Source organism: Nostoc sp. (assembly GCF_035638895.1).
In the GTDB taxonomy this organism is placed as follows: domain Bacteria; phylum Cyanobacteriota; class Cyanobacteriia; order Cyanobacteriales; family Nostocaceae; genus Nostoc.
The window spans coordinates 1-15,036 of the sequence record NZ_DASQZC010000181.1; the positions used below are offsets into that span (position 1 = coordinate 1).

10 protein-coding genes are annotated in these 15,036 nt (G+C 37.2%); 5 read left to right on the forward strand and 5 right to left on the reverse strand.

All coding sequences use genetic code 11. The features are described 5' to 3' along the window. On the forward strand, positions 1-361 hold a 361-nt coding region (locus VE944_RS08800; protein WP_324975288.1), incomplete at its 5' end, for a winged helix-turn-helix domain-containing protein. Here VE944_RS08800 and VE944_RS08805 read toward each other — a convergent pair. Further along, complete coding sequence (locus VE944_RS08805) at positions 353-598, reverse strand: FAD-dependent oxidoreductase (protein ID WP_324975291.1); 246 nt, start codon at positions 596-598, stop codon at positions 353-355. The two genes, VE944_RS08800 and VE944_RS08805, sit on opposite strands and share 9 nt — an antisense overlap. Positions 599-989: 391 nt before the next feature. Continuing rightward, positions 990-1,802: an SDR family NAD(P)-dependent oxidoreductase gene (locus VE944_RS08810; protein ID WP_324975295.1), complete on the reverse strand. Its 813-nt coding sequence runs from the start codon at positions 1,800-1,802 to the stop codon at positions 990-992. A gap of 208 nt (positions 1,803-2,010) precedes the next feature. Here VE944_RS08810 and VE944_RS08815 point away from each other — a divergent pair, with 208 nt between their 5' ends. Further along, on the forward strand, positions 2,011-2,988 hold the full coding sequence (locus tag VE944_RS08815; protein WP_324975298.1) for a threo-3-hydroxy-L-aspartate ammonia-lyase: 978 nt from the start codon (positions 2,011-2,013) through the stop codon (positions 2,986-2,988). A 54-nt stretch (positions 2,989-3,042) separates the two neighbouring features. On the opposite strand, the gene VE944_RS08820 is transcribed toward VE944_RS08815, so the two are convergent. The 3 genes from VE944_RS08820 to VE944_RS08830 all read right to left on the reverse strand — a co-directional run bounded on the left by VE944_RS08820 (position 3,043) and on the right by VE944_RS08830 (position 12,256). Continuing rightward, positions 3,043-8,385, reverse strand: coding sequence for a trifunctional serine/threonine-protein kinase/ATP-binding protein/sensor histidine kinase (locus tag VE944_RS08820; RefSeq protein ID WP_324975301.1), 5,343 nt, complete (start codon positions 8,383-8,385; stop codon positions 3,043-3,045). 207 nt (positions 8,386-8,592) lie between these two features. Further along, the gene (locus tag VE944_RS08825; protein ID WP_324975304.1) at positions 8,593-10,902 is read right to left on the reverse strand and encodes an NAD(P)-binding protein; all 2,310 of its coding nucleotides are present in this window, start codon (positions 10,900-10,902) and stop codon (positions 8,593-8,595) included. Between the two features lie 103 nt (positions 10,903-11,005). After that, positions 11,006-12,256: a hypothetical protein gene (locus tag VE944_RS08830; RefSeq protein WP_324975307.1), complete on the reverse strand. Its 1,251-nt coding sequence runs from the start codon at positions 12,254-12,256 to the stop codon at positions 11,006-11,008. Positions 12,257-12,346: 90 nt separating this feature from the next. Between VE944_RS08830 and VE944_RS08835 the strand changes: the two genes are divergently transcribed. The 3 genes from VE944_RS08835 to VE944_RS08845 all read left to right on the forward strand — a co-directional run bounded on the left by VE944_RS08835 (position 12,347) and on the right by VE944_RS08845 (position 14,579). After that, a complete protein-coding gene (locus VE944_RS08835) occupies positions 12,347-12,562 on the forward strand; it encodes a hypothetical protein (RefSeq protein ID WP_324975309.1) in 216 nt (71 codons plus the stop codon). A gap of 81 nt (positions 12,563-12,643) precedes the next feature. Next, entirely contained in the window at positions 12,644-13,960 is a 1,317-nt protein-coding gene (locus VE944_RS08840) for an amino acid permease (protein ID WP_324975312.1), read from the forward strand. Between the two features lie 73 nt (positions 13,961-14,033). Further along, on the forward strand, positions 14,034-14,579 hold the full coding sequence (locus tag VE944_RS08845) for an RNA 2'-phosphotransferase (protein ID WP_324975315.1): 546 nt from the start codon (positions 14,034-14,036) through the stop codon (positions 14,577-14,579). The last annotated feature ends 457 nt before the right edge of the window (positions 14,580-15,036 follow it).

Below are 15,036 nucleotides of genomic sequence, written 5' to 3' on the forward strand. Positions count from 1 at the left end.
GGCTTTATTGCGTCGTTCCGGTTCCCAAACCTATGAAACCACCACTGGACGTTTAACCGTCGCTGATTTAGAACTCGATTGTGAAAATCAAGTAGCCTATCGCCAAGGAAGAATAATTGAGCTATCGCAAAAAGAAAGCCAGTTGCTGCAATACTTTATGGAACACACTGGACAACTAATGACTCATGCCCAGATTATGGAAAATTTGTGGCAAGAGGAAGAACAACCGAGTAGTAATGTGATTGCGGCATTAATTCGTTTGCTGCGCCGTAAGATTGAGGTAGGTAAAGAAACTACACTGATTCATACAGTCTACGGCAAAGGCTATCGTTTCGGTGCTTCCTCAGTGGAGTCAGTTTAACCGCCTGTTTTCGGGCCACTCTGGGTAGGATGCAGGCATGGGATAATCAGAAAAATTATATGTGTCACCTGTATTTTGGGTTGTTAATCCTGGGTAACTTCGAGATTTTTCCCAAACACCACCAAGCCCTTTTTGTTTCTCGAATACAGTCACGTTGTAGCCTTCCTCGACAAAAGTTTTAGCTGTTACCAGACCGCTAATTCCAGCCCCAATCACGCAAATTTGTTTGGTTTCCATTGTTTTTAAGTAAATTTTGAAAGAATTTCTGCAAAAATGAATTGATAGCAGGTTTTATTTATTTGAACCACATCTCTGGTAAGCTAATGTACTTTTAATTTGCATAACCAGGGCGGGCAAGATGCCCACCCCACAAGACTTTTACTTATTATATGTAATATGCAAGTTAAATGTCCAACAGCTTAGAGCTTAATCTTAAACGATTTTTTGCAAATGGTTAAACCTTATCAACAGATTCTTTCATCCAAAAAATCCGTTGATCAGGTTTTCTTGAAAAGAGTATAGGATATCGAGCAATACGCTTGGGTTAAATCCGGATTTCTCCCCCTGCTCCCCCTGCTTCCCCTGCTCCAACAGATAAATTTTCTTAACTAAGAGCGGGCCTATTGGGCTACCTATTTTTTTTGAGTTCGTGTATACTTCTCACGACCTTTGTTACTAAATTTCTGGGTGTAAATCTTACGCTTTCAGTCAATATCTTATTTTTCATACCAGGAACGATAACAGTTTTGTTTTTCATTAAGCCCCGATAACCAATCCTAGCAAGGGTTTGCATATCCATCATTCTGTTAACGTTAGGAATCTTTGAATCTTCCATTGCTGATGTTTGTTGAAATTCCGATGTTGTTAGCCCTGGACAAAGAACAGTCACGCTGACACCTGTGCCCTCTAATTCATTAGCGATCGCTTCGGAAAATGATAATACATAGGCTTCAGTCGCAAAATAAACTGCCCTTAAAGGCCCTGGTTGAAAAGCAGCGCATGAGGCCACATTTAATATTTTTCCATAGTTTTGCTCTACCATATCCTTAAGGAATAACTTAGTTAAATGAGTCAGACTCACTATATTTACCTGGAGCATTTTCAGTTCAGTGGTGAGGTCTGTTTCATTAAATTCTCCATAAGTACCAAAGCCAGCATTGTTAATCAGCACATCAATTTTTATAGATGCTTGCTGTAGTTCTGTGAAAATTTCTTCTGGAGATGTTGGGATAGATAAATCCTGAGCAAAAATTTTCACAAAAATGCCAAACTTTTGCGGAAATTCATCTAGAATTTCAGTAAGTTTTTGTTCATTTTTATCTACTAACACAAGATTATAACTATGACGAGCAAAAATCTGGGTTAATTGATAGCCTATTCCACTAGCCGCTCCTGTAATTAGAGCAGTTTTTTTTTGCCGACTTTCAGATATTTTATTCATGCTAAAAAAATGGTAAACGTGAGTTATTTAATTTAAGTTTTCTAAAAATTACTACAGTAATATATAATATCTACTGTAGCTATTTTTATGCAGACAAGAAATGATGCTATCCACCTGAAATGAGTATGCTTCAATCAAGGATATTTGGCACAAATATAAAAATCTGTATCTATATAAACAAGAGCAAAAATATTTAATATCGTCATCAATGCCACAGCATGATTCCGTTACCATAACTGATGTGCAAGCAGCACAAGAGCGAATTTTGGGGATTGCCCACCACACGCCTATACTGACTTCTAGAATTGTTAACGATCGCACTAATAGCCAAGTATTCTTTAAGTGCGAAAATTTCCAACGCACGGGGGCATTTAAATTTAGAGGTGCATACAACGCCCTAGCTCAACTATCGGTAGCACAAAAACAAACAGGCGTTATCACCTATTCATCGGGAAATCATGCCCAAGCGATCGCTTTAGCTGGGCAATTACTAAATATTCCCACTACTATTGTCATGCCTGATGATGCACCTGCTGTTAAGCAAACTGCCACTCGTGGTTATGGTGCAGAGATAATTTTATACAATCGCCAAGAAACAAACCGAGAAGAATTAGCCCAAAATTTAGCACGCGAAGGCTCTTTGACACTCATCCCCCCTTACGATCATCCTCATGTAGTCGCCGGACAAGGGACAACTGCTTTAGAACTGATCCAAGAAGTTAGTGAATTGGACTTATTGTTAGTTTGTTGTGGTGGCGGCGGATTACTATCAGGATGTGCGATCGCAGCCAAGTCACTTTTACCCAATTGTAAAGTAATCGGGGTAGAACCAGCCCTTGCCGACGATGCTACCCGCTCCTTTCACACCAAAACTCTGCAAACAGTCAACAATCCTAATACCATCGCTGATGGTGCGCGGACTCCTAGCCTTGGTAAAATTACTTTCCCCTTAGTGCTGCATTACGTCGATGATATGGTGACGGTATCGGAAGAGGCGATTCTTCGCACCATGTTTTTTTTGTGGGAACGCCTGAAAATTGTCGTTGAACCTACCGGAGTACTTGCAGCAGCAGCCTTACTCGAAGGCGTGGTAACAGCACCAGAGGCGAGGATTGGTGTCATCATTAGCGGTGGAAATGTAGATTTAATACAAGTTGGTAAATTGTTTTCTGGGGGATTAGATTGAACACAGTGTAGGCTACCCAAATCATCAAATCTCTGTTAGTCCACATCGGTGTTGCTAGATCACCTGCTTTTGCCGACAGGGAATTTGAATAATAAACTCTGTGCCCTCTCCTGGTGCAGAAATGCACTCTATTATACCGTGATGTTTGTCTACTACGATTTGATAAGTGATGGATAATCCTAAACCAGTACCTTGTCCTACAGGTTTAGTAGTGAAAAAAGGATCAAATATTCTTTGTCTGACACTATCACTCATACCTACTCCATTATCCTTAATGGAAATGACAATTAAATCAGGATTGACTACTTGGGTACGAATAGCGATCGCACTATAATTACTCTTAATTTCCTCTACGTTTCTTTCGTGATTTAACTTTTGCAAAGCATCAATTGCATTATTCAGAATATTCATAAATACCTGATTAAGTTGCCCAGCATAACATTCAACTTTTGGCAAATAACCGTAATTTTTGATAATCTCAATTGCAGGCTTACCTGGATTAACTTGGAGACGGCTTTGTAAAATTAGTAAAGTACTCTCAATCCCCTCATGAATGTTAACAGGTTTCATGTCAGACTCATCTAAGCGAGAAAAATTACGTAATGTCAGCACAATTTCCCGAATGCGTTGCGTGCCAATTTTCATAGAAGATAAAGTTTTAGGGATATCTTCTTTAATAAAATCAACATCAATATTCTCTAAAAACTCTTTTATTTCTGGTGCTAAGTCTGGATAGGTGTTTTGATAAATATTAATTAAACTAAGTAAATCTTGTGTATAATTATCAATGTGATCTAAGTTGCCATGAATAAAACTTACAGGATTATTAATTTCATGAGCAATACCAGCAATCATTTGTCCCAAACTGGACATTTTTTCTGTTTGAATAAGCTGGGTTTGAGTTAGTTTTAATTCGTGCAGTGTTTGCTTTAATCGCACATTATTATCATTTAACTCTCTAGTTCTTTCCTCTATTTTTTCTTCTAAGTTAGCGTAAAGTCGGGCATTTTCTAAAGAAATAGCTGCTTGCGAAAAAAGGATCTTTAAGATTCGTATTCTATCGGAAGTAAATGCTCCTACTGTTAAATTATTTTCTAAATAAAGTAACCCAATCAATTTGCCTTGATTAACAATAGAAGTACACATCATCGATTTAACTTGATGGTCAATAATATATGGATCTCTTGTAAAACTTCCTTCCTTGCTAGCATCAGATAAAACTACATCTCTTTGCGTTCTTGTCACATAATTAATTACAGATATAGGTAATTGCTGACTATTTCCTAATGGCAGTGATTGACCAACAGTTAAATCATCTTGTTCTACACTGGCTTGAGCTTCAATAAATAATTTTCCTCCTTTATCGAGAAGTAAAATACCAGTCTGAGCGCCAGCATTCTCAATCACAATTGTCATTAATTTTTCTAGCAGATTTTCCAATAAAATTACTTCTGATAAAGCTTGTGATGCTTTAATAACTGTGATTAAATCTAGTCCACTTGATTTTTCATTAGCAGTGGAAGTAGTAATAGTATTACTTGTAAAACCTACTTGAGAGTGAGTAGCAACCTTAGTAATTAATTCTGGATATTTTAATTCCAAATCTTTAAATTTAGCACCTGCTCCCCAACGACGATAACCATAGTGTGCCTTTGTCATGTATAGCGAAGCAAATTCATTTCTTCCTAAACTCAAATAAAATTCTGCTGCACATTCATAAGCTAGCGCCTCTTCATGAACATATCCAGACTTATGAGCGCCTTGAATCCCACGATCGTAGTGTTCCATCGCTACTAATGCTTGTCCTAAAAATCGTGCTTTTTCTGCTTCTACTAGTTCATATTTGTGCTGATTATTTACAGGTGCATGAGCCGCCCATTCTTTTAATTGTTTTTGATTTTCCTCTACTTGATCCATAGCAGTTTTTATCTCTGTTTGGGAAGTAGTATTTAAACAGAGAGCCAACAATGCTAAAGAATAATAAAACTTATATTGAGGTAGATAAGTGGTTCCACTAGCTGCAACTTCATACTGTTGTGCTAATTGAGCATTTTTAACAGACTGACTATAATCTTTAAAGAAATAACTTAAAATAGTTTTGGCAAGATAAACATAAAAGATGGTTGTAATATTTCCTGCCATTCTTTGCATTACTGATTCATTAAAACTATCACCATCTAAACAAGATTTATTATCCTGTCTTTGAACTAGCTCGATGACCATCTGTTTTAATATCAGTAAACAAATTGTAAAATGCTCTTGCTGTATTTTATGCGCTAAATTAATATATTGTTCTAATCTTTGTGTAAGAATCTCTAAATTCTCTCCAATCCAAAAAGGATGCCAACAAACTAACAAGCCATTGTAACCCACATACTCAATATCTCCTGTATCTAAACCACTTTGAACACCATCCTCCAAAGGTTCTATAGTTGCTTGAATATGTTCTTTCCAATGTCTAACAAAAATATTAAATAAGGCGTAAACTTTAGACTTAATTTCTCTAGCATTAAATTGATCTAATATTTGTAAAGATAATTTACCAAAACGATATCCTGATTCAATATCCTTAAGAGGGCCACATAAAATTAGTCCATAAAAACCATAGGCATAAGCTGCAAAAGATGAATTGCCATACTGCACACATAAATCAACCATCGTAAAGGCAATCAGTGGTAAAAGTGCGGGATCTGCTAAATAAGCGGGAGGCATGGCTGTCATTAGTATCCTCATGGCAGCTAGCTTATGAGCATCAGTCATTTCTGGCAGGTTGACTAATTCTTCAATTGTTAACTCTGCTAATGGAGTTTGAGACAATGAAACTCCCAGCATCTCTAGCACCTGCAAATCTAAATCTAATGCTTCTCGCATTCGATTTTGAGCCACATAAAACTGAATCTTTTTTTCATATACTTTAACAGCATCAAGAATAGTTTTACTGTTACTTGTAACACTAATAAATAATGCTTCTGCTTGCTCAAAGTTTGTATTTAAATATTCTGCATCTACTGTTTCTACATGGAGATCAAGAGTTAAGTCATAATAGTTTTGCCAACAATCAATTGCAAGTAAGCTTAGACCTTGCCTCAGAAAATTTACAGCAGATTCGTAAGCGGCAGAATCTTTAGCTTTACGTCCTGAAATAAGATTTAACTCAGCTAGTTTATATCTTTCTTCGGGAGAATTAATTAACTCGTTACCGATATTCAATTGGTTAACAATATCGAAGATTTTTTCTTCTAGTAAGCCTTCTTCTATATTTTTTAATAGCAGTCTACCAATATTTAAATGAATCTCTTTTTTTTGCTCATCAGGTATTAATGCATAAGCCGCTTGTTGCACGCGATCGTGAAGAAATTTATAATCAATTACAAAAACATCTACATGATTAAATAGATGTGGTTGTTTATAGCTATCACTTAAAGGTATAACTAAACCAGCTTGTAGTGCTTCCCAAATATCTAATGCTGTGTCATTCTGAGAATTTTCATTAATACAAGACAGTATATTGAAATTAAATCGATTACCAATACAGGCAGCTATTTTTAAAATATTTTGTGTAGTACCTTTAAGCTTTTGAATTTTACCGATCATTAGTTCAACAACATTATCAGTAATTCCTAGCATCTGAATGCGCTGAATATCCCATTGCCATTGACCAGTAACCAAGTTAAACAAAAGTAAATTTTCCTGATGAATAAATTTGAGTAATTGATTGATAAAAAATGGATTGCCAGCAGTTTTATTAAAAATCAGTTTTGCCAACTCTTTAGAGTCCTCTAAGCTAGATTTTAGGCTGTCGCTAACTAACTGACAAACATCAGTAATTTTTAAATTTTGACAATGAATAATCTTGACAGAACTACTATTTTTTTCAATTTCCTGCAAAATTAACATTAAAGGATGACTGGTATCAACTTCATTATCTCGATAAGCTCCGATTATCAATAAGTATTTAATTTCAGTATCTGTAGTCAATAACTGAATTAATTTTAATGAAGCTAAATCTGCCCATTGTAAATCATCTAAAAATACCACTAATGGATGCTCTTTTTGAGCAAACAAATTGATAAATTTTTGAAAAACTAAGTTAAATCGGTTTTGTGACTCTGCTGAAGATAGTTGTGGTACTTCTGGTTGTTTCCCGATAATGAATTCTAGTTCAGGAATAACATCAATAATAATTTGAGCATTTGGAACTAGAGCCTCTAAAAGTTTTTCTTTCCAAGTTGCTAATTTTGCTTCATTTTCTGTTAGTAATTGCTGCATTAGCTCTTGAAATGCTTGAATCAGCGAAGCATAAGGAATATTGCGTTGAAATTGCTCAAATTTACCGGCAATAAAATAGCCTCTGTTTTTGATAACAGGTTTATAAATTTCATTCACTAATGCTGATTTACCAATACCTGAATAACCAGCAACTAATATTAATTCTTTATTTCCTTGATTAATGTTTTCAAAAGCAGACATTAAGATATCTATTTCTGCTTCGCGTCCATACAACTTTTCGGGAATTTGTAGTTGGCTAGATTGATCCTGTTGACCAATGGAAAATTCAATTATAGAATTAGTTTGCTCTAACTGACTAAGACAGTTTTCTAAATCAGCTTTAATCCCAAAAGCACTCTGATATCTTTCCTCAGCAGTTTTGCTGAGTAATTTCATAATAATTGCAGAAATTACTTGAGGGATTTCTGGGATTAACTCATATACTGTTATAGGTTGTCTGGCAATATGACAATGAACTAACTCCATTGAATCAATTACTTGAAACGGTAACTGACCTGTAAGCATTTCATAAAAAGTTACACCCAACGAATAGAAATCTGTACGGTAATCAACTGTTCGATTCATTCTTCCTGTTTGCTCTGGAGACATATAGGCTAGAGTTCCTTCAAGCAAATCAGGATTACTGAGTTTGGGGTTTTCTTTAAAAAGTAGTGATGAGATAGAAAAATCAATAATTTTAACTTGATGAGTTTCTAAATTAACAATAATATTCTGTGGTTTAATATCTTTATGAATAATATAATTTTGGTGTAATTCACCTAGAGCTTGGGTAATTTGAATGCCTATCTTTAAAAAATTAACTAACTTTATTTTTTCTGTCTGGATAGTTTTATAAAGAGAACTACTATCAAAGTTTTCTAACACAATGGCAAAACCATTGTTGTATTTTTCTAAGCTATAAGCTTGAATAACTCCTGGGATATCTAAATTTTTGATTAGCTCATATTCATGTTTGAAGGCTGCTATATCTTTTAGCTCAGGATATTCTGTTTTTAAAAGTTTAATAACTACTAGCTTATTATCTTTATTTCTACTGGCTCGATAAACAGCAGTTTTTGCTCCTTCATAAATTAATTCTATAATTTGGTAATTTGGTAATGTAATCATTTTTTATATTAATACCTTAAATAACTTTTCAAAAAATTGAAATAATTATCCTATTATTCATAGAATAGTAAATACATTTTTAATATTTGTGCTACAACAAACATTAAAAATGTATTACAATACTGAATTATATAGGTTGACAAAACCTATATAATGCTAAATTTTGTTGAGCTTATCAAAATGCACCTCATTAGATTGGATATACTTTTATAGCCAAGAATCCCACTCACCAATAATTTGTTTGGTGTATTTTATATGGAAGCATTGGTGTAGGATAGCTCGTGTTGCTTGCATTGCAGAAATTACTGTAGCTTCCACGCAACCAGAATTGTAACCGTTGTTAATCCAGTCGCCAGCTAGGTAAAGGTTATCAAATCCAGATTCATCAGTTTTGAGTCGATACTTGGTACTTCCAGGTACAGAAAGTACATAGCGTTCTGATGGGTTAATATTAATTCGCCAGTATTGAGCTTTAAAGCGTTCTGCTCCCTGACGGTTTTGAAAATCTACTAGTAAATCCCAATTCAAACCTTGGGGATTTTTAGGGTGAGTAGCATTAGGCCAAAGGTGTCCGATGTAATTGTCAAGGAAGTTAATTGCTTGTTTATCTACTTGTTTCTGAGCTTTAGCTGGAAAATCATATTCTGTGTGGGGAGGAATACCTGGATCTGCAATTACGCCGGTGAAATAAGCTACGTTATAAGGATAATGCTCAGAAGGCCAATTTTCTCGTTGTAGTAACTCGCTCATATCTGCATAGACATCGAGTGGTTCAACATAAGCTCCTAATACGGGACTAGATTGTTGCCATCCTAATTGCGGTAAGGTAGGTTTAAGCCATATTTGTCCGCCTTGAGTAGTTACTGTCTTAACTTGAGTTAACATATCGTGCCATTTTTGATGAGCTGGATTTTTTTTGGCATCGACTAGTTCACTGCAAATAGAGGGTAAGGCGGCTATAGGAATTCCCAGCAACACAATATCAAAATCATCACCTTTGGTGAGGGTAATTTTGTCTACATTCTGCCAAGGTGTCCAATATGACTCAAGGTTAATTTCTTTATCTTGGAGTTTTTTGGCTTCTTCATCGACAATCTGATCGTAGAGAGGTTCACTAGGCCAGCAACGAATGTCTTTAACTTTGATGAGTGGTTGATATTCTTGCTCTGGGTTTTTTAAATTTACTTGGCGAGCCAAAGTGATACTTGCAATTGTTTGTTGATTTTGATCTAAGTGCAACTGCTTGGCAACATGGAAGAACTTGAATTTTACACCGCGACTCTTTAGCGCTTCATATAGTGGAGTGATGACTAACTCCGCCATCCCTGATTGCATTTTCCACATAATTGCGCCATTGTATTTGAACAAGATAGTGGTGAGGACACGAATGGCTGTTCCTGCTGCTAGTTGCGGTTTATCGGTATTACCTTCTGGAAAAGCATACACTAAATCGTATAAGACGCGAATAAATGCTGATTTAACACTTGATTCCCTAGCTCCGTGTTTTCGTAGCCAGTCTTTGTAGTTGTATTCATCTAAACTGTCTAGAGAACGAAAATCAATTACCTCATCTACAAATAAACCTCGGATGTTTGCTAATGCTAAATCGATGAGTGTGAAGCGCCAAAATATGTCAGGATTTTGCCAGTTTTTAGATTCTATCTGAGGTATCAAGTGTTCTTTAAAACGGTCTATTAGCTTGAGAATTAACTGGTGATGTTCACGTCTATGGGTTTTGGTATTTTCAGGCAGTGATTGAGCTAGGTTGTAGGCAATATCTAAGAATGTTTTTTCAGAAGTCAAGTCTAGGTTTTGGAAGATATCGCCAATGTATTGGTTGATATTGTTAAGCCATTTTCCCCAAAAAGTAGGTTCTTGAAAAAATAACTGAATCAACTGGCTAGGAAATTGCAAGAGGCTACTATCTGATAAAAATTCCATTACGTCTTTGCCTAATGCTATTTGTTTAGCAACAGATGCTGAGGAGCTTTTGTCAGGATGCAACTGGTTGTAATTCTCAATTTCTGTGTAAGTCTGAATGACGAATTTGATAGCGGTGCAGATATGTTCCCAAAGAGAAGAAATACCGCCACCTTTCCAGGGAACTAGAGAATTGGTAGGGAAATTAAAAGGCAGATTTACCCAATTTTGATTGATGTATTCTTCTAAGACAATCAGACTGTGGGGTTTGAATGCGTCTTCTATAGTGCTGAAAGGCCCGTTACCACCAAGTTCTTCGTAGCATTGGTTGAGTAGACGAAAGGCATTTTCATAGAATCCAAAAAAAATGTGCAGTCCATGTTCTTCGATGCGGTAGTCTGGTTCACAATCAGGTGCATGGGGTTTGATGTTACGTCCAGTTGCACATTTACCACCCAAACGCCAACCTGTTTGATAAATAGTAATGTCGTAGAGACTCTCCCATCCTGGTTGACTAGTTAATTCATAAGCGGTGGTTAATGAGGCTATTCCACCGCCTAAGATAGCGATCTTTTTTGGCTTAAAGGTTTCGGACATGTTTGTTTTTCTTTGCATGGTACGGGTAAAGAAGGAAGCAGAAGACAAGGGAGATAATTCACTCAGTACTGGCTCAACGGCCCGCTAGCGCTAACAGCACTCACTAATTTTTCTGTGGTGCTTGCCATACGGCTTTTCCATCTTTGAGGGTGAAGTCGAAATGCAGGACGAAACCGAGCTTTATGGGGATATTTACTGATTCGCTACCTGCGGGATAACCTTTACCTAGTCCTAAGTCTTGGACAATTGGTTGGTTAGCGAAATTATTGATTTTTAATTGAAATTGATCGCCAAAACCATCAAAGCCAAAGAGTTTTCCCCCATAAAAGGTTTGTAGTTGCATGGGCGATTCAATTAGTGCTTGATAGCAAGCCTTTTTGCTGTTTTCTACGTCGCGGATTTGTTTGAGGGTAACGAGGGGAACGACTCTGTTTATGAGATATTCGAGGAGATTAAAGGGTAGCTGTAAGCCAGGAATGGCAATCTCGTTATTGTTAAATAATAAGCTAGCGATCGCTCTTACTGCTTCTTCAAAAGTGTCCCATGTTTTAATAGCTTGGTGTTTAGCTCCTGTACTGATGCGTTGAACTTCTAGTAAGCGTGCATCTAGAGATTGACTTGTAGGAGAAAAGTCTTTAAATACCAAGGTATCTACGGTTAATAAATCCGGTTCTTGATTTAAGTCAGGAATCTGAAGTATGCCAAGTTGTTTAAAGAAGCCGTAGACTTCTCTACCAGAAACTAGAATGGGAGAATTATTCACGTACAAGTAAGGCATGAAGAAAGCTAGGCGTTCCGCAATGAATAAAGGCCCAACTCTTCTACCTACCACTGTTAACATCCAAAAGATGGCTTCTTCTTCATGCACAGTTCCTTTATCATAGTCGGGTGGATAAATAGAACTTAAAGAATCTATCTTGTTGAAAGTCAAGAGAAGATAGTTCGTCGCTGGGCGATATTCAATCTCTCCGTTATTGGGATCGTTGAGATATTTATCACACACCTCTTGTAACTTCGCCATTGAACCTTCAACGACAAAGCCGTACATTTTTGTCCCTTTGATTTCGTAGGGTTGATTAAAGGCCTGACCATCTGCTCGTTCTATATATTTGGGGTATGGTAATTTTTTACCATCTCCCCAAAAGTAATTTTTGAAAAAGCTAGTCATATCTTGTTCCATATTTTTGCCTTTTTCCGCTAAATCTTGGAACAATTGATCCGGTTTTTGTTGTATTTGGGTAAGGTAATTTGTGAATTTTTGGGGTTCTTGAAGTAGGGCAGTAAATTCACTGACAGCACCTAAAGCTGTATGGATACTTGTTTGTATTGTCTGCAAAGGGTTGTTGGTGTTCATAGGGTTTTGAGTAATATCTTCAGCACAAGGCCTTGTATGAAGTGTTCCCTTTACACAGGCTTTTCTAACAAATTACTCAGATAAGGAATCTTGGCGGTTTACCATCAACGTAACCAGCGTCAATCCAATAGCCAATTTCAGAAGGGCTTTCGATGGTTTGGGGGACAGGGCGCGATCGCACTTGTGAACATCTGGATATATGCAGTTGCTGCAACCGTTAACTGTCAATTCTTCATCGCATCAACACAAATGACATTTACAGTCCAAAAGGTTGTATTAAGGATGAAATCACGAAAATTTGCCTGAAAAAGCATGAACATCAGGGTTTTGTAAAGAATATTTACAGATGTTAATATTAACTTTTGGGTTTAAGTACGAATATTCAGTATGGTTCCCATAAAGACAGTTCTCCAAGATTCAGAGCAAGTCAGTCGGTTGTTTTCTCATCTCGAATTTGATGGAAAAAACTTCAATCATCAACCGGGTAGTGTATTGGGAAATACTGCATTAATTGCGGGAACCACCGTTGGGGCTGGGATTCTCGCTCTACCAGCCGTTACTCTGCCGTCTGGGATTGTGCCATCCACATCTGGGCTGATTGCTGTTTGGCTTTACGCTTTAGTTTCAGGGTTACTGGTTGCAGAAGTAACTTTAAACATAATACGAACAGAAGGGCATCCAAGTATAGGTTTTTTGGCAGTTGTTGAGAAAATCCTTGGTAAGGTGGGAGGACGACTTGCAGGTGGGGCATATTTATTCATGCACTATGCTCTCTTGGTAGCATACATCGCCCAAGGTGGAGAGATTTTAGGATCTGCGACGGCAAAAATCTGGAGTACGCAGATATTGCCTACGTGGGTGGGTACGACGACTTTCACCTTTTTATTTGGTGGCATTATGTATCTTGGGCGAGAAAAATTTATTGAGAAATTAAACAGCGCCTTTGTCGGAATTATTATGGTTTCCTTTTTGGGACTATTGTTTTTGGCAGGAGGACACATTCAGAGTACCCAACTGTTATTTCAGAACTGGAGTGCCCTTGGTAGTGCCATTTCAGTGATGTCTGTGGGGCTATTTTTCCAAAACGTTGTGCCGTTGGTTGTGACACAACTCGAAGGGGATGCCCGCAAAATTCGTCAGTCTATCTTTATTGGTTCTGTGATTCCTCTAATTATGTTCTTGGCGTGGAATGCCGTAATTTTAGGAAGTGTCAGTCCCGATATGCTACATGGCACATATAACGGTAGAACTATTTTTGACCCACTACAAGTTCTCCGAGCAGGTGGCGCGGGGGAATGGTTAGGAGTGCTAGTATCCATTTTTTCAGAGTTTGCGATCGCTACATCATTTATTGGCTTTGTGTACGGATTGCTAGATTTGCTCAAAGATATTTTCCTAATTACCCAGGGCAAACTTTCTAGCCGCCTACCCCTCTATTCGCTAGCTCTTTTCCCTCCATTGACTCTCGGAACCCTCAATCCCAGCATCTTTTTTACTGCCCTAGATTACACTGGAACATTTGGTATTTCAGTTCTAGGTGGAATTATTCCGGCATTAATGAGTTGGAAGCAACGTCAAGAACAAGACAACTCAGATAGCATAAATCAACCACTTGTTCCTGGTGGGAAGGTGACACTGATTGTCATGCTTGGGGTGGCATCAGCCATGATGGGCAGACAAATTCTCTTAATTTACACAAACTAAAACCATCAATGAAAAGTGTAATGTAACATTAAAAATATATTTTTGTAGTATATTCTATGCCAACCACAATCTTATGAGTGATTCTCGCCTCGTCAAAATCAGCAAATATCTCAGCAAATATTTGCGACACACACCGGATGCAATTGGAATTAAACTTGCTCCCAGTGGTTGGGTTGCTGTTGATGAACTACTTACTGCTTGTGCTAAAAACAAGTTTCCGATTTCCCATCAGGAATTAGAAGCAGTAGTTGAATCCGACGAGAAACAACGCTTTTCTTTTGATTCTACAGGTACTCTGATTCGTGCGAACCAAGGACATAGTGTAAAAGTCGATTTACAATTAGAACCTGTTGTTCCTCCAGATGAGCTTTATCACGGCACGGGGCGTAAATCTGTAGAGTTAATTCTGCAAACAGGACTTTGCAAAATGTCACGCCATCATGTCCATTTATCAAAAGATATTGCAACAGCAAAAACTGTTGGTGCAAGACATGGAAAAGCTGTAGTTTTTTCTGTACATGCTGCCACAATGCATCAGGCGGGTTACATCTTCTATTGTTCTGCTAATGGTGTTTGGTTAGTGGATCATGTGCCACCTGAATATCTACAAAAAATTTGAATTTTAATAGGTTGTTAAGATTTATTTAGAAATTCTGAAAAAAGAACCGTTGTATTGTTTTGAGTATTTGATAGCATTGGGTCTACCCGCAGCTTCTGCCAGCATTTATTTGTGCTTGGCGCGATCGGTCTTAGCTAATATACCAAAAGGCAGCTTAATCTACTGATATATCCCAACCTTAAAATTTTTTAGCAAAAGTATTGTTTAAACCAGGGATATCAATTTCTTAATAATGCCGTGATATTTATATGAATTGAATCTGTTAGCCACACGTAATTAAGCTTTTGGATTAATGAACATTCACCTGCTAGCCCAGCGATCGCTTAAAACCTCTAGATGACCTAAAATTCGCAGCTTTTACGGAGATTTACATGGCATTATTTTTCTCGGAATATATTGAGGGCAGCAGCAACAATAAAGCCCTAGAGATTTTCAACGGCACGGGTGCAGCGATCGA